At 45.3% G+C, this 17,060-nt stretch carries 8 protein-coding genes, 1 rRNA gene and 3 pseudogenes; 4 read left to right on the top strand and 8 right to left on the bottom strand.

Annotation, left to right across the window (positions count from 1 at the left end):
* Positions 1–109 precede the first annotated feature (109 nt).
* Together RE628_RS01250 and RE628_RS01245 are read right to left on the bottom strand one after the other, a co-directional pair.
* A 16S ribosomal RNA gene (locus RE628_RS01250) occupies positions 110–1,661 on the bottom strand.
* A gap of 506 nt (positions 1,662–2,167) precedes the next feature.
* Positions 2,168–2,617, bottom strand: coding sequence for a VOC family protein (locus RE628_RS01245; RefSeq protein ID WP_309157039.1), 450 nt, complete (start codon positions 2,615–2,617; stop codon positions 2,168–2,170).
* 289 nt (positions 2,618–2,906) lie between these two features.
* Between RE628_RS01245 and RE628_RS01240 the strand changes: the two genes are divergently transcribed.
* Positions 2,907–3,845: a helix-turn-helix transcriptional regulator gene (locus RE628_RS01240; RefSeq protein ID WP_309157038.1), complete on the top strand. Its 939-nt coding sequence runs from the start codon at positions 2,907–2,909 to the stop codon at positions 3,843–3,845.
* Positions 3,846–3,929: 84 nt separating this feature from the next.
* On the opposite strand, the gene RE628_RS01235 is transcribed toward RE628_RS01240, so the two are convergent.
* The 3 genes from RE628_RS01235 to RE628_RS01225 all read right to left on the bottom strand — a co-directional run bounded on the left by RE628_RS01235 (position 3,930) and on the right by RE628_RS01225 (position 6,845).
* A complete protein-coding gene (locus RE628_RS01235) occupies positions 3,930–4,766 on the bottom strand; it encodes a YitT family protein (protein ID WP_309157037.1) in 837 nt (278 codons plus the stop codon).
* Between the two features lie 240 nt (positions 4,767–5,006).
* Complete coding sequence (locus RE628_RS01230) at positions 5,007–5,834, bottom strand: DUF2785 domain-containing protein (RefSeq protein WP_375143027.1); 828 nt, start codon at positions 5,832–5,834, stop codon at positions 5,007–5,009.
* 93 nt (positions 5,835–5,927) lie between these two features.
* Entirely contained in the window at positions 5,928–6,845 is a 918-nt protein-coding gene (locus RE628_RS01225) for a helix-turn-helix transcriptional regulator (RefSeq protein WP_309157035.1), read from the bottom strand.
* A gap of 209 nt (positions 6,846–7,054) precedes the next feature.
* Here RE628_RS01225 and RE628_RS01220 point away from each other — a divergent pair, with 209 nt between their 5' ends.
* Together RE628_RS01220 and shc are read left to right on the top strand one after the other, a co-directional pair.
* A complete protein-coding gene (locus tag RE628_RS01220) occupies positions 7,055–8,419 on the top strand; it encodes a TrkH family potassium uptake protein (protein WP_309159326.1) in 1,365 nt (454 codons plus the stop codon).
* Between the two features lie 595 nt (positions 8,420–9,014).
* Positions 9,015–10,906, top strand: a pseudogene (gene shc / locus RE628_RS01215) (squalene--hopene cyclase).
* Positions 10,907–10,970: 64 nt separating this feature from the next.
* Here shc and RE628_RS01210 read toward each other — a convergent pair.
* From RE628_RS01210 to ahpC, 3 genes and pseudogenes are all read right to left on the bottom strand, one after another.
* On the bottom strand, positions 10,971–12,353 hold the full coding sequence (locus RE628_RS01210; RefSeq protein WP_309157034.1) for a glycoside hydrolase family 31 protein: 1,383 nt from the start codon (positions 12,351–12,353) through the stop codon (positions 10,971–10,973).
* A gap of 327 nt (positions 12,354–12,680) precedes the next feature.
* Positions 12,681–14,211: pseudogene (ahpF, locus tag RE628_RS01205) on the bottom strand (alkyl hydroperoxide reductase subunit F).
* Between the two features lie 11 nt (positions 14,212–14,222).
* Positions 14,223–14,786, bottom strand: a complete 564-nt coding sequence (gene ahpC, locus RE628_RS01200; RefSeq protein WP_309157033.1) for an alkyl hydroperoxide reductase subunit C — start codon at positions 14,784–14,786, stop codon at positions 14,223–14,225.
* Positions 14,787–15,167: 381 nt separating this feature from the next.
* On the opposite strand from ahpC, the pseudogene RE628_RS29395 reads away from it, so the two are divergent.
* Positions 15,168–17,027, top strand: a pseudogene (locus RE628_RS29395) (endo-1,4-beta-xylanase); the annotation flags it as partial.
* Positions 17,028–17,060: the final 33 nt, after the last annotated feature.

The raw sequence follows: 17,060 nt of genomic DNA, 5'->3' as shown, positions 1-17,060 counted from the left end.
TGACTCAGTCGTTTTGAGAGTTGAACTCTCAAAACTGACCAACGAGTGAGCAACAGGCCTAAACCTGAAATATTTGAATGTTCTCGTTGCAGAGAACGATTCTCCATAGAAAGGAGGTGATCCAGCCGCACCTTCCGATACGGCTACCTTGTTACGACTTCACCCCAATCATCTACCCCACCTTCGGCGGCTGGCTCCTTGCGGTTACCTCACCGACTTCGGGTGTTGTAAACTCTCGTGGTGTGACGGGCGGTGTGTACAAGACCCGGGAACGTATTCACCGCGGCATGCTGATCCGCGATTACTAGCAATTCCGACTTCATGCAGGCGAGTTGCAGCCTGCAATCCGAACTGAGATCGACTTTGATAGGATTGGCTCCACCTCGCGGCTTCGCTTCCCGTTGTATCGACCATTGTAGTACGTGTGTAGCCCAGGTCATAAGGGGCATGATGATTTGACGTCATCCCCGCCTTCCTCCGGTTTGTCACCGGCAGTCATTCTAGAGTGCCCATCCGAAATGCTGGCAACTAAAATCAAGGGTTGCGCTCGTTGCGGGACTTAACCCAACATCTCACGACACGAGCTGACGACAACCATGCACCACCTGTCTTGAATGTCCCGAAGGAAAGGTACATCTCTGCACCGGTCATTCAGATGTCAAGACCTGGTAAGGTTCTTCGCGTTGCTTCGAATTAAACCACATACTCCACTGCTTGTGCGGGTCCCCGTCAATTCCTTTGAGTTTCAGTCTTGCGACCGTACTCCCCAGGCGGAATGCTTAATGTGTTAACTTCGGCACCAAGGGTATCGAAACCCCTAACACCTAGCATTCATCGTTTACGGCGTGGACTACCAGGGTATCTAATCCTGTTTGCTCCCCACGCTTTCGCGCCTCAGCGTCAGTTACAGCCCAGAGAGTCGCCTTCGCCACTGGTGTTCCTCCACATATCTACGCATTTCACCGCTACACGTGGAATTCCACTCTCCTCTTCTGCACTCAAGCTACCCAGTTTCCAATGCGACCTAAGGTTGAGCCTTAGGATTAAACACCAGACTTAAATAGCCGCCTGCGCGCGCTTTACGCCCAATAATTCCGGACAACGCTTGCCCCTACGTATTACCGCGGCTGCTGGCACGTAGTTAGCCGGGGCTTTCTTCTCAGGTACCGTCACTCCGATAGCAGTTACTCTACCGGACGTTCTTCCCTGGCAACAGAGCTTTACGATCCGAAAACCTTCATCACTCACGCGGCGTTGCTCCGTCAGACTTTCGTCCATTGCGGAAGATTCCCTACTGCTGCCTCCCGTAGGAGTCTGGGCCGTGTCTCAGTCCCAGTGTGGCCGTTCACCCTCTCAGGTCGGCTACGCATCGTCGCCTTGGTGAGCCGTTACCCCACCAACTAGCTAATGCGCCGCAGGTCCATCTATAAGTGACAGATTGCTCCGTCTTTCATTATCTCCCCATGCGAGAAAATAAATTATCCGGTATTAGCTAACGTTTCCGCTAGTTATCCCAGTCTTACAGGCAGGTTACCTACGTGTTACTCACCCGTCCGCCGCTAACCATCAGGAGTGCAAGCACTCCATCAAGTCCGCTCGACTTGCATGTATTAGGCACGCCGCCAGCGTTCGTCCTGAGCCAGGATCAAACTCTCCAATAAAGTGTTTGACTTGCTCATTTTGAAACTGACTTATTTCTTAGATTTCACTTGATGTGAAACCCGCTCACTCGTTGTTCAGTTTTCAAAGATCAACTTCACTTTCGTGCGTCGCTGCGTTCTCAGCAGCAACTCTTATATATTAACACCTTTTAACTAATTTCGCAAGAACTTTTTTTAAGTTTTTTTCTTTTAAATCCGCACTTCTTATTAGTTGACTGGCAAAAGATCTTGTTTAATTGGCCGGATTAATAATATAACTCTTAAGGACAACTATTTCAAGTTGTAAGTTTTACCAATCCAAAATATCAAAGATTGATCTTACATAGTACTTTCTCATATAAAACAAAATAGTCTCTTAAAGAGCCTAGAAACACTCTGCTGTAAGTAACCGTTCATTGTATATACCGTACCTAAAGATTAATCTTCTATAATAAGAACCCCTGTCTAATATTAACCATTGTGGTTTTGTCTGGACAAGGGTTCATTATTCCTAGGGGGCCGAACCCTTACCCCAACCTCTCATCCACCATCAACTGCACCTGCACTCCAAACGGATCTTCGATAATCCCGTACGCCTTGCTGAACACATTGCTAGCTAGTGGAACAATAACTCTCACTCGATCATCCGAGGTTAAGCTTTCAAAAAAGTTCTCGATTTCCTCCAAATCAGCACTCTGAATGCACAGGGAGGTGTTATTGCCAACGTTGTATTTTTCATGGGGGTCCATGGTATCTTCGGCAATCATGATTTTGGTCTTTCCGATTCTTAGGACGGAGTGAGTAGTGTGATGCTTATTCTCCTCTGTGAGCGGGAACGAGGGGACGCGTTGGGCCATGTCTTCGTAGGTGACGAGCAGTAATTGCTCAGCGTTGAAGTGTTTTTTGTAAAAATCGATGGCCTCTTGGGCTCTTCCGTTCATGGATAGAAATATAGCTACTTCGAGTGTCGTGCTCATATTATCGATCTCCTTTTCTATTGTAAATTTAGGCTGTATTAGTTGAACTAAACTCGAGTCAGGCAAAAGGGTGAAATGATTCTGAAGAAGCGAAGCGTTCGCCTTTGTGAGCGGATTTCTACCATGCTTGAATTTATCAAATCAAGAAATCCGCGAACAACAGCGATCGTAAGAACATTTCACCCGGCTGCCTACATCCTCGTTTGATATTTAACCTTGAATTCATAATAATACATATAGGTAGCAAAACATGACACCTTTAATCAAGAGATCATCAAGGAGATTATTAATGAAGAAATCGGAAAGATTGAACGACATGATCCGTTACTTGAACGGCCGGGAGTTCTTTAATTTACAGGACTTGATGGAGAAATATAATATATCCAAAAGTACGGCGCTGCGGGATATCAGTTCATTAGAGCAATTAGGCATGCCGATTTATTCGGAGCATGGGAGACATGGACGGTATGGGATCCTGCAGAACAGATTGCTGTCTCCTATTATTTTCACGATGGACGAAGTGTATGCTCTGTATTTTGCCATGCTAACGCTGGAGGCTTATCAATCGACGCCCTTCCATCTAAGTGTGAATCAACTGAATGAGAAGTTTGAGCACTGTCTATCTGACGGGCAGATCGAGCAGATTCGCAAGATGAAGCAGGTGCTGCAATTTGAGATGTATCAGCATCATCATGTGAGCCGTTATTTGGATCGAATTCTGATGAGCATTCTTAATGAGAGGCCCTGTAGGATTCAATATTTGAAAAATAGTCAGGAAACCAGCTACGAGGTGCAATTCTTCAAAATCTCTGCCAGGTTCGGTCAATGGTATGCCACTGGAATCGAGCAGAGTACAAATAAATTTCGGGTGTTCAGATGTGATCGGATCACTTCCATTGAGGATGGGGACGCGAAGGCCCGCTTTTCTATAGATGACCTTCTGAGTCACTCCATAGAGATGTATCAATCAAAGAATAGTATTCGCTTCGAGGTCGAGATCTCCGAACGAGCTGAGGATCTTTTCTATAAGGAGCATTATCCTTCCATGCAACTAGAAACGGGCGATAAATCTGTTATTAAGGGGTTCTACAATCCGGAAGAAGAGGAGTTTATAGCGGATTACTTCTTGAGATTTGGTGAGGATGTCGTATCCGTGGAGCCAGCATTCCTGCGGCAATTGATCCAGGGTCGAGTGGAAAAGCTATTGAGGCATTTTCAAAAATTATAAGGCTTGGCTTTCAACGCCCTCCAAGGCATTAACTGTATCGTCCACCCACAAGACCACAGGCGAACGATACCAAGCCCATCTTTTTTACTTCGAAATATCCAAAAAGCCCTCTCCGAACACATCGCGTACGTCGTGAATGGTGAGAAACGCGGCTTGATCGATGGATTTGACGATCTTCTTCAGCGTGGATACCTCTTGCTTGCTGATGACAATATACAGGACTTCCTTCGGGTTCTTCGTATAGTACCCATGGCCCGACAGTACCGTAACCCCGCGGTCCATCTCGGTAATGACCTTCTCGGCGATATCGTTTTGCTTTTCCGAGATGATCATAATCGCTTTCTTAGGATTCAGTCCTTCAATAATGAAGTCCATCACCTTGGTGCCTACATACAAAGCGACGATGGTTAGCATCAGCTTCTCTGGACCAATAATAAAGTAGGAGGAAAAAGCCACGATCAAATCGAAAAACAATAGCGCATAGCTGATATTCCAGTCGAGAAATTTATTAGCAATCCGGGCTAAAATGACAGTTCCCGCCGTCGTTCCCCCGACCCGTACAATCAAGCCGATTCCGGTTCCCACTAGCACACCCGCGAAGACCGCATTAATGGTTAGCTCATGAGAAGCGATTGTCCAGCCTTCTGTTAAATGTAGAAACAGCGAATTAAAAGCAACCGCAAGAATCGTATACACCGTCGTCTGCCGATCCAGAAATTTATATCCAACAATCAGCAGTAAGCCATTGATTATGATGTTAACTATGGAAGGGGACCACTTAAACAAATAGTACAGAATAATGGTGACCCCTGTAACGCCCCCCTCGCCGAACTCATTCGGGATGACGAACAGATTGACGGCCAACGCAAATAAAAAGGCACCTACAATTATCGTAGAGATATCTGCAATTCTCTTTTTCATATCAACTCTGATCCTCTCTGCTGCATTTCTAGCCTTACAACCAGATCATCGTATCTAACCTACAACCCCAAAGTCAATATGACTTCTACACTTTAATTCGCTATCTAATTCACTCAGAAAAGAACGAACGGTGCTGAGGGAACCCCTGACCGCCCGTTCTTTTCTTTTGTTCTATGGCCGCTTATGCCTTGTATTCTTTACCTTTTTTCTTAAACATACTCATGAAATCATTCAGCGCATTCAATCTTGTCTTATAGTAAATCTGTTCAATTTATCCTCACCTGCAAGTATGGCAGCATCAAGCACATTTCCGCGGCTGATCTGTCCCCTTCTGAAATAAAGACAACGAAGGAAGTTCTTGCTGTTCACGCGGGCGATCCTCGGACCACGGCTTTGCGGCAAATCGGCGCAGTGTGTCAGCCCACAGATCCAGTCAGCGATCTCCTGCTGCGGGAGCAGACTTTTGTCAATCATGGTATCCACGATTGTGGCCATTCGCTCATCTTCCTCTTCGCTAAAAATCTGCATCCCGTTATGCAGCTTCCCTTGAATCGCAGCAAGTACCTCATGCTGTAGCGCTGCATCACTCTCCGGACACTGAATCAGCTCATCCAAAGCATCCGCACCGTGTGCCGCACTGTGGGCCCAACCTCCTTTCGGTAGGTAGCCGCGCAAATCCTTTTCTTCCTTATAGTAGCGGAGCACTGAATGCTTAAGATGCTGAAATTCGGCTTGATCCAGAAAAGGCTGTTTTCTATGACGTTCCGCAATCAACGCAATGGGTAGAATGGAGAATGCTCTTGTAAATACAGACGGATCATCCTCGCTTCCAATCTGAAAGAACAAATGCTGCTCATCGGTCAGAACAGCCAGAAGACTGTGCAATTCCGTATCCGTCAACATGTTCTCGTCATGAAACCATTCATAAAATGTCGTACAGATCAGGTCATCCCGCAATTCCGGCTGAGGGTCCCCGATAAATTGCAGCATCAAAGTTAGAAAATCCTGCAGCTGCTCGCCTTCACGAAGCTGGTAATGCTCCTTTTCAATTCTTTGTAGGTCCGTCATAAGTTTTAACCTTATATTGTCCACAACTTTATGCCACTCCTTATGTATTCGTGTATACCTCTACAATAAAACAAAATGACTGACATCAGTATGTCAGCCATTGTAGGGGAGCAATAATTCTTTTACATATTCCATTAATTCATCTCTTAAATAACGGGGCTCTATAATCTCGCATTCTTTGCCAAAGCTTAAAATATATTTGAGCAATCCTTCCTCATACGGAAAATGATCTACAACAATGTACTGGTTATCTTCCGTTTGTTGAATATTCTCTTCTTGAAAATACTCGGTTAGCTGCTTACCCATTCGATTGGAAAATTTCAAAGTAACCTGAATGCTTCGCTTACGGTAGCTTTCCTCAAATATTTCTTCGATTTCTTCCTTCAAAATATCTTTTTTTTCGAAGCTATCGCCTATTTTCAAATTCTTGATACGTACCAGCTTGAACCTTCTGTAGTCGCTCCGGTACCGACAAAATCCAACCAGATACCACTGACCGGCGGTAAATGTAATTTGAACAGGCTCCACTGTTCTTTCGGAATACTCCATTTGCCTATTGCAATAATCAAATATCATTAGCCTATTTTCTTCAATGGCCTGATTCATCAGAAATAGGTATTCCTTCAATTCATTCTCCATACTGAAATGGGACATGTTAATGCTGAGCTTATCCGTATTCTCTCGGTTATATGTATTCTCGATCTTTAGAACCATAGCATTAAACTGTGCGTTTTTCCCAAATAGGAGATTTAGATTATCCATGATTGCCATGAACGTAGAAGCCTCTTCTTTTTTCAGAAAAAGATTATCCACATTATAGTTCTCCATCATGTAATAGCCTCCACCCTTACCACCCATGGATGCGACTGGAATTCCCGCTTCACCTAATTTTTCTATATCCCTGTAAATCGTTCGTAATGAGACTTCAAAATGCTCCGCAAGTTCTTTGCCTGTAACCATACCCTTTTTTGAGATAATGAGTAACATGGAGAGTAATCGATCTACTCGCATTTTTCACCCCCTGGGAATATAAGCCGAGTATAACATACTCATTAAATCAGTTACTCTTAAGTATTGTTATTTACTACCCTTTACAAGCCGTAACACCAAGGGTATGATAAACACAATTCGATTAAAACATCCTTCGAAGCTGTCGGAAGAGCCACCTCTTTCGTTGGCTTCTTTTTACGATATATGAATTGGAGGACATATTGTTGGCCCTGTTAAATAAAATGCGAGGTTGGGTAGAAAAACGCTCACCCGCTCAGGTTATAACCGGCTATTATTTACTTGCTGTATCAATATCTATTGGATTATTCAGCCTTCCAGGCGTCTATCGACGTGGCACAGAGGTAAGCTTCTTTGATACGGTGTTCACTGCAGTTAGCGTAGTAAGCGACACCGGGCTTGCTGTACTGAATGTTGCAGACACTTTTAGTGTCTTTGGATACTTCATTATTATGTTAGTGCTACAATTCGGTGGTCTTGGGATTATGGCAATGAGCACCTTCTTCTGGATCCTCATAGGACGTAAAATTGGACTGCGCGAACGCCAGCTTATCATGGTTGACAACAACCAGTTTCAATTATCAGGGCTGGTTCACTTTATCAAGGAAATTTTAAGAATCATTTTGTTTACTGAACTGATTGGAGCTATTATTTTCGGAATTCATTTCCTTAAATATTTCCCAACCTGGCATGAAGCCTTTCTACAAGGATTATTTGCATCAGTCAGTGCAACAACGAACGCCGGGATGGATATTACAGGACAATCGCTGATGCCGTTTGCCCATGATTATTTTGTGCAAATCGTTACCAGTTTCTTGATCATATTTGGGGCCATCGGATTCCCTGTACTTATTGAGATTAAGACTTTCTTATCGAGACTAAGAGACAAACAAGCACAACCATTTCGCTTTTCGCTATTTGCCAAATTAACGACATCAACGTATGTCATTCTGTTGATCATTGGGACTATTCTTATTTTCTTGCTTGAATTCCAGCATTATTTTAAGGGAATGTCATGGCATGAGAGGTTCTTCTATTCGTTCTTCCAGTCCACTACAACCAGAAGCGCAGGATTAACGACGATGGATATCACTCAATTATCAGAACCAACCCTACTTGTCATGAGCATTTACATGTTTATTGGTGGATCTCCAAACTCTGTAGGCGGAGGAATTCGAACCACAACTTTTGCGGTATGTATCTTATTTATGTATAACTACGTCAGAGGGAATCGTGAGATCAAAGTGTTTAACCGAGAAATCCATCCGGATGATGTTATGAAATCACTGGCGATTATGCTCCTTGCCATTATGATGTGCGGGGCCTCCGTTATTCTTATCAGCATTACCGATCCACAACATCAACTGATATCAATCCTCTTGGAGGTATGCTCTGCCTTTGGTACGGTGGGAATGTCCACAGGCATTACACCAGGACTTAGCGTCTTTGCCAAGTTTCTTCTGATGATGCTCATGTTCATTGGTAGAATCGGTCTGACATTGTTCATCTTTATTATTGGAGGCAAGAAGAAGAAGCCGAAAATTAGTTATCCGGTAGAGCGGGTTATTTCGGGATAATACACAAGCAATTTATACAATGGATTATGGGGCTGTCTCAAATGTCGATCTTCCGACTTCGAGACGCCCCTTTTGCGTTTGATCCAATTACTCGGACATTTTTGACCGCTTGTTAAGTGCGATTACACTAGGATTCCTACGCCTCATATCGGGGAGAATCCTGACCGATTTGTCTCTTGCACTATACCAGCTTAACTTATTGATATTTCCCCCACCCACCTTCATATAATTAAAAATGCGTGTTCAAAAAGACCCGTTTTCAGCACCGAGAAGGTTGAATGAAGCTAGGGCCTGAGGAGCGGAGCGTACGTAGTTGGTACGTGAGCACCTAAGATGTTTCCGTAGGAAACATGACTTCGTAAGCATTCGCTTAGGACCGGCTGAATTCAAGATTCGATGTCGAATTTGCCTCCTGATTCACTTCGTGTTAGATATAGAATTTATTCGTTATCAGCACAGCTGATGAAATTCTATATCGCAAGAAAACCCACCTTTGCAACGCGGTCGCTCATCCTTGAATGACTTCGATCGGTTTTCTTATCAAAAGCGGACTTTTTGAACAACCTCTAAAAAGCCACCTGGAGGTACCAAGGACATGGGCGATATACTAAGCGCAGTGGATGATGAAATTAAGCAGCTGACGACGACCCTGATCGAGCAACAGCGGCAGGATGGATCATGGCGTTTTTGCTTTGAAAACGGGACATTTGTTGATGCTTACGTGATTATTCTCTTTCGAGTGCTGAACGTCCCAGATGAAGAGTTGATTCGGCGGCTGCATAACCGGATTCTTGCTGCCCAGCAGCCTGATGGTTGCTGGAGGCTATTCACCGATGAAGAAGAAGGGAACTTGTCCGCGTCAGTTGAAGCCTATTACGCCCTGCTCTATTCCGGGTACAGCCAGACGACAGACGAGTCTATTGTGCGAGCCAGAAGATATATTTTATCCAAAGGCGGTCTAGGAAAAGTAACCAACATCCTGACCAAAGCCATTCTCGCTATCACAGGTCAGAGAAAATGGCCTATCTCCATCTCGTCCATACCTCTGGAGATTATGTTGTTCCCCAAATATTTTCCGATCAATATTTATGATTTCTCAGGATACTCAAGGGTTCATCTGATCCCGATGCTCATTATGGGTGACAAGCAATTCTCTATCACTACCGCTCATACGCCAGATCTATCTGACCTTTATGTACGAGGAATGGACGCGGAAGATCCTCTCCCCCGCGGTTACCAGGAAATGCAGAACAGCATACAGGAAGGGCTTAGTCGGTTGATTGGTACTCCTCGTCATATTCATGATACCGCGACAGCCAAAGCTGAGCGGTTCATGCTAAAGCGGATTGAAGCCGATGGTACGCTCTACAGCTATGCCAACAGCACGATTCTCATGATATTCGCTCTGCTGGCCCTTGGGTATGAACAGCATCATCCTCTGATCACCGATGCCCTTCAAGGACTTACCGATATGCAGTTCCGCTATGACGGGACAACAACAATACAGAATTCGCCCTCAGCCGTATGGGATACTGCCCTATTGGCCTACGCCTTGCAGGAAGCTGGCATTGCAGCTGATCATCCAGCGATCCGGCGTGCCGCCACGTATCTGCTGTCCAGACAGCAGGATAAGACTGCCGATTGGAGCATCCACAATTCGGGTACCACGCCTGGAGGCTGGGGATTCTCAGAGTCGAATACCATTAATCCCGACGTGGACGACTCTACCGCAGCTCTACGGTCGATCCTGAGCTTGTCTTATACAGATCCTGCCTACCTACAAGCATGGAATCGCGGACTCAATTGGGTTCTCTCGATGCAAAATAAAGACGGTGGCTGGCCCGCTTTTGAGAAAAATACGAATAACCAAATGCTCACTTGGCTCGCCATCGACGGAGCCAAATCCGCGGCGATTGATCCCTCGGAGGCGGATCTTACTGGACGCACCCTAGAGTATCTCGGGAACTTTGCCGGAATGGATACCCGACATGGGTTCATCAAGCGGGGAACAGAGTGGTTAATCGGACATCAGGAGAAGGATGGATCCTGGTATGGAAGATGGGGTGTCTGTTATATCTACGGTACCTGGGCGGCACTGACGGGCTTGGCAGCGGTCGGTCTCCCGCCAAGCCATGATACCTTACAACAAGGAAGACGTTGGCTCTTAGATATCCAGAATCCAGATGGCGGATGGGGAGAATCCTGCCGAAGTGATCGGCTGCGGCGCTATGTACCCTTAGGGAGAGCACTCCTTCTCAAAGCGCATGGGCGTTAGATGCTCTAATCGCAGTTCAGGCGCAGCCAATGCCAGAGATCGATCAAGGAATCCTCAGACTTATCTCATTACTACATGAAGACGATTGGAAGAGCACTTATCCAACAGGTGCCGGCCTTCCCGGACACTTTTATTCTCATTATCATAGCTACCGCTATATTTGGCCGCTCCTCACGCTAAGCCACTATAAGCAGAAATTTGAAAACTTATAGATCTAAAAAGAACGGCGCCGTAATCGCTACGGCCCGTCCTCTATATGTAACTATATTAAGATTGCTATTCCTCTTCTAACTCCAGAATCAACGGTCCAGCAGAGGAAGGAGTCAACCGAAGCTTCTGGCCCCCGGTCAGGATCTCTCCCTCGAACCGCCATCTCCCTTGGGGGAGCACGACTTCCCGGTCTGTTGCCCCTTTTATATAGATTGGAGCCACTAACAGAGTATCTCCGAGCATAAATTGATCGATTTCCATCTCCATTCCTTCACCAGGGAACTGGTACTCCATATATCTGACCATTGGCTCACCGTCGGTTACGGCCTGATCATAGCTTCGCTCTCGCTTAGCGGACAATCTGCTCCGCAATGCGAGATGCTCATGAATGATCTTCAAGCTGTCAGCCGACAATACACGCCAAGGGGCGGCAGAGAATTGAATGGCTGGCATCAGACAGGCAATCTCACTGTGGCGGTAGAATAGTTCCTCATCCAGACCACTATGATTCGCCTCCTGAAAATTCAGGTATTCTCCTCCTCCAACCATATCCGGACAACAAAAAGGATGCCCCGTGATTCCCTGTAATAACGTATCTGGAATCAACGCTGCAATTCCGTGGTCACCCCATGAATGCTTCTTATCGCATAGCCTCTGCATGAGGGAATATCCGCCCGCCCTGTATGTTACGCGATATTCATTAAATGCATACTTAGTGCCGTAACGCGCCCAGAGACGGGACTGCTCGTCCGGTGTAACGTTGCCAAAGGTCTGGTTGTCCACTCGATAGAAATAGCTATCACCTGCATCAAACTTGAAGCCGTCGACACCCACCTCCTGTAATTCCTGCATTTGTTGATCGAACCATTCCACCGCTGCCGGGTTAGAGAAATCCAGGACAGCTGAGTAACCGTTCCACCACTCACAAATATACGGTTTCCCCTCCGGCGTCTTGATCAGAATATCTAGATCACGTGCTTCCCGGTAAGCGATCGTATCAGGAGTTACAAATGGACATACCCAGACCATCACCGAAAAGCCCATGGCATGAAGCTGATCCATCATTTCACGTGGACTGTGGAATTTACCCGAATGAAACTTCCAATGGCCATAATATTGGCTCCATCCATCATCAATCATCAATACACCTGGTTCAAAGCCATTAGCTACTATACCTTGCGCATATTTCAATAAATCCTGTTCATTTTGATAAAAGGTTAGTTCAATCCAACTGTTAAAGATCGGCTTATCAAATAACGACTTAGATAGTTGAATCTGCTCAAACGGAAAATGGCGCTTCATCGCATCCAGATAAGCACCTCGTAATGTTCCGAATCCGCTAGCTAGCTCTACATCATCAGGACATGAAATCGTTCCGCTATCAAATTGAATCGTATAACCGATATCTCTCCATAAATACCTGCCTTTAGACGAGACAAAGAGCGGCATCGCCTGATTTGCCGTCCGATTAGGAGCAAGATCAATCTGAAGCCTGGTCCAAGGGACCTACAGGCATAGCCGTACCTTGACTTACATAGCCACCATACCAATATTCATCATCATACATTGAGATCAACATAAGAAAAGCCTCCTGTGTGTGCCATATTTATTCTTGATAGCGGTTACAATAAACATTTCAACCTGGTCTCGTTGTTCAGTCATGATGTTAGTTACAATTAGTATAGCACTATAGTGAATGCTTTTGGTTCTATAAAAATAAACGGCCCCAGTCCCCATAAACTACAGGACCAAGGCCGTTAAAAACGTTATATTTGATTATTGATTCCGGATCATATAATCGAATGCGCCAAGTGCTGCAGTAGCACCAGAGCCCATCGAGATGATGATCTGTTTGTACGCTGAATTCGTGCAGTCGCCTGCGGCAAATACGCCAGGAACGGTCGTTGCGCCACGGTTGTCTACGACAATCTCACCCATACGTGTACGTTCTACGGTGTCGGCTAACCAATCTGTATTCGGAACAAGACCGATTTGGATAAATATCCCTGCAAATCGATATGCTTCTCTTCACCACTCTCACGCTCGATGTAAGTTACACCGTCAACCTTGTTGGTCCCGGTAATTTCTTTCACCTGAGCGTTCTTGATGACAGTTGTGTTCGGCAAGCTGTTCAGACGTTCCTGAAGGACAGAATCCGCCTTGAGCTCTGACATGAATTCGAGGACAGTAACATGGCCTGCAACGCCTGCAAGGTCAATAGCCGCCTCAACACCAGAGTTACCGCCACCAACAACGGCAACATGCTTACCAGCGAACAGAGGACCGTCACAGTGCGGGCAATAAGCCACGCCCTTATTCTTGAACTCGGCTTCGCCAGGTACGCCCAGATTACGCCAACGAGCACCTGTAGAGATAATTACGGTCTTACTCTTCAGAATAGCACCGTTCTCTAATTCAACCTCAACGAGGTCCTTCTTCTCCAGACGCTTCGCAAGCTGAGTCTTCATGATGTCGATGTTGTATTGCTTCGCATGCTCCTCAAGACTAGCAGCTAGCTTAGGACCTTCTGTGTATTGCGTACCGATCAGGTTCTCGATACCCAGCGTATCGTTTACTTGTCCGCCGAAGCGTTCAGCAACAATACCTGTGCGAATGCCTTTGCGTGCTGCGTAGATCGCTGCGCAGGCGCCGGCTGGGCCACCACCGACAACCAACACGTCGTATGGCTCTTTATTATCAAACTCGGAAGCATCCTCCGAGCTACCCATTTTATTCAGAATATCTTCAACCGTCATGCGGCCGCTCTCGAAGAATTCAGCATTGAGATAGACACTTGGCACGGCCATAATGTCCTTACGCTCTACTTCCTCCTTGAAGGCTGCACCGTCAATCATGGTACTAGTAATGTTAGGATTAAGAACACTCATCATGTTCAACGCCTGTACAACGTCAGGACAGTTATGGCAAGACAAGCTTACATAAGTCTCAAAGTGATATACACCTTGAATCGCCTTAATCCGATCAATGACACTCTGCTCAACCTTAGGCGGTCTACCGCTAACTTGAAGCAAAGCGAGTACCAACGAAGTGAATTCATGACCTAATGGTACCCAGCAAATGTAACGCCAGTGTCTTCACCTACACGGTTTACGCTAAAGCTTGGAGTTCTAGGCAATGTAGTATGCTCTATCGTAATTTTATCTGACATGCTGGATAGTTCATTGACTAAATCCAGCATGTCATTAGATACCGAATCGGTTCCTGCACTGACCTTCAGCAGAACATTGCCTTCCAAGAGCTGGAGATATTGCGCCAGTTGTGATTTGATGTCTGCATCCAGTTTCATGTTCTCTCTCCTTAGATTTTGCCTACAAGATCAAGGCTAGGTTTCAAAGTTTCGCCGCCTTCTTTCCATTTCGCAGGGCAAACTTCACCTGGATGGTTGTGAACGTATTGAGCAGCTTTAATCTTGTCAACCAAGATGCTTGCATCACGTCCGATACCGCCAGCAGTAATTTCAACAGCTTGAATTACTCCGTTTGGATCGATGATGAATGTACCACGGTCTGCAACGCCATCTGCTTCGATCAATACATCAAAGTTACGGGAAATCGTATGTGAAGGGTCGCCAATCATAATGTATTTAACTTTGCCAATTGCCTCGGAGCTGTCATGCCAAGCTTTGTGTACAAAATGAGTATCTGTAGATACGGAGTATACTTCAACGCCAAGGTCCTTCAATGTAGCATATTGATTTTGCAAATCCTCAAGCTCAGTAGGGCAAACAAATGTAAAGTCAGCTGGATAAAAACAAACTACACTCCATTTACCTTTAAAGTTTGCTTCAGAAACCTCGAGAAACTCACCGTTTTGATAAGCTGATGCGTTAAATGGTAATACCTCTGTTCCAATCAATGACATGATTATTTGTACCTCCTAGGTAAATTTTAGTTTATATAAGTTAGTATAGAAGTTTAGGACAAATACTTCAAACTGCCTCAACTGTCTGTACTAATTTCTTATTTATAATAATTATTATATGTGAATCATTCTCAATGTCAATGAAATTCACCAAGTCTTCATATTCTTATTATTCACAGGAATTCTTATCCCATTCTCAGGCATTATGAATCTCTCAGCCCTAGCACGACTATTGCCGTTCCTCTCCTCAGCGTATAGCCCCCCTCTAGTCTGTATGTTCATAATCATATGTAATAATATCGGTACCTTCTTTAATTCCGAACTAGAAGGATTTTGGGATAAATAATATGATTTGATTTCGGAAGAAGGACCTGTTCCATCATGAATAATTCAATTAATAAGGGATGGTGCAAAGAACAAATGAGAACCATGATCCATCGATCTATCGTAATCCTGCTCACGGCAATCCTGTTCATACCTTCTGGCTGTACTAATCCTGGAGGAAAGACTGATACCGAAGAAGCTCCGGGACCGGTAGTCATATATCACGAGGACTTTGCTGACGGCAAAGGTGTTACAACACAATCAGGCGGCGCCAAGCTGGAGCAGGTCACGGGTAAGTATTTTGAAGGAAATGAAGATGGCGGGGCTTTATATGTAAGCAACCGAAAAGATAATTGGGATGCTGCTGATTTCAATTTTGCAGACATAGGTCTGAAAAACGGTAAGACTTACATAGCAACCGTAACGGGATATGTTGATACAGATGTAGATGTACCGAGTGACGCCCAAGCTTATTTGCAAATGGTAGATAGTTATGCCTGGCTAGACGGCGCCAATTTTAAAGCAGGGAAGGCCTTTACCTTGTCCAAAAAGTTTATCGTTGATACGTCCAAGAATCGGGCTCTTCGTGTCCAATCCAACGACAATGGAGCTTCTGTCCCTTTCTACATCGGAGATATCCTGATCACCGAGGAACCCGGCGACAATGAACCTGAACAACCTAGACCAACAGCGAAGGATTTCACTACGATCACCTTTGAAGACCAAACAACAGGCGGTTTTGTAGGTAGATCAGGCTCAGAGAAATTGACCATTTCAAATGAAGCCAATCATACCGAGAACGGTTCCTACGCTTTGAAGGTTGAAGGTAGAACAGAGACATGGCACGGTCCGTCACTGCGCGTCGAGAAGTATGTCGACAAAGGCAGCGAATATAAGGTGTCAGCCTGGATCAAGCTGATCGAGCCCGCCAGTTCACAGATTCAACTGTCCTCGCAGATTGGTGACGGTGGTAGCGCAAATTATGTAACCCTTGCTCCCAAAACAATCAATACAAGTAACGATTGGGTTCAGTTCGAAGGAACCTACCGTTATAACAGTGACGGGGACGAATATCTAACGATCTATATCGAGAGTTCGAACAATGCGACGGCCTCTTTCTATATCGATGATATCAGCTTTGTGAAAATCTCGGGCCCGATCCATGTCCAGAGCGATTTAACTTCAATGAAGGATGTATACCAGAACGACTTTCTGATCGGCAGTGCCATATCGATGGAGGATTTGGACGGTAAACGGTTCGATCTGCTAACCGAACTCTTCAATGTTGCTACAGCTGGCAATGCTATGAAGCCGGATGCGCTACAGCGTGAGAAAGGCAAATTTACTTTTGACGCGGCGGATATCCTAGTGAATAAAGTTCTGGCTGCAGGAATGAAGATGCACGGGCATGTCCTGGTGTGGCATCAACAATCGCCTTCATGGATGAATACGACCAGAGATGCGAACAGAAATACGATTCCTCTAAGCCGGGACGAAGCGCTTAAGAATATGCAGACTCATATTAAGACCGTGGTGGAACATTTCGGGGACAAGGTGATATCTTGGGATGTCGTTAATGAAGCAATGAATGATAACCCGAGTAACCCTTCTGATTGGAAAAATGCATTGCGCAAGTCGCCTTGGTATCAAGCTATCGGTGAGGATTATATTGAGCAGGCCTTCCTTGCTGCTAGAAAGGCCGTAGATGATAATAAGTTGGATATCAAGTTGTATTACAACGACTACAATGATGACAACCCAAATAAAGCCGAGGCTATCTATCAAATGGTCAAAGAGCTCAACGATAATTACGCCAAAACTCATCCAGGTAAGCTACTCATTGATGGCGTAGGCATGCAGGGCCACTATTCGGTGAATACCAATCCGGCCAGTGTAGAGGCATCGCTGGAGAAATTCATCTCCCTCGGCGTTGAGATCAGTATCACCGAG

This window comes from Paenibacillus sp. D2_2, from assembly GCF_031199965.1.
In the GTDB taxonomy this organism is placed as follows: Bacteria; Bacillota; Bacilli; order Paenibacillales; family Paenibacillaceae; genus Fontibacillus.
The sequence above is the reverse complement of the archived record's forward strand: the minus strand, read 5'-3'. Positions and strand labels throughout refer to the sequence as shown.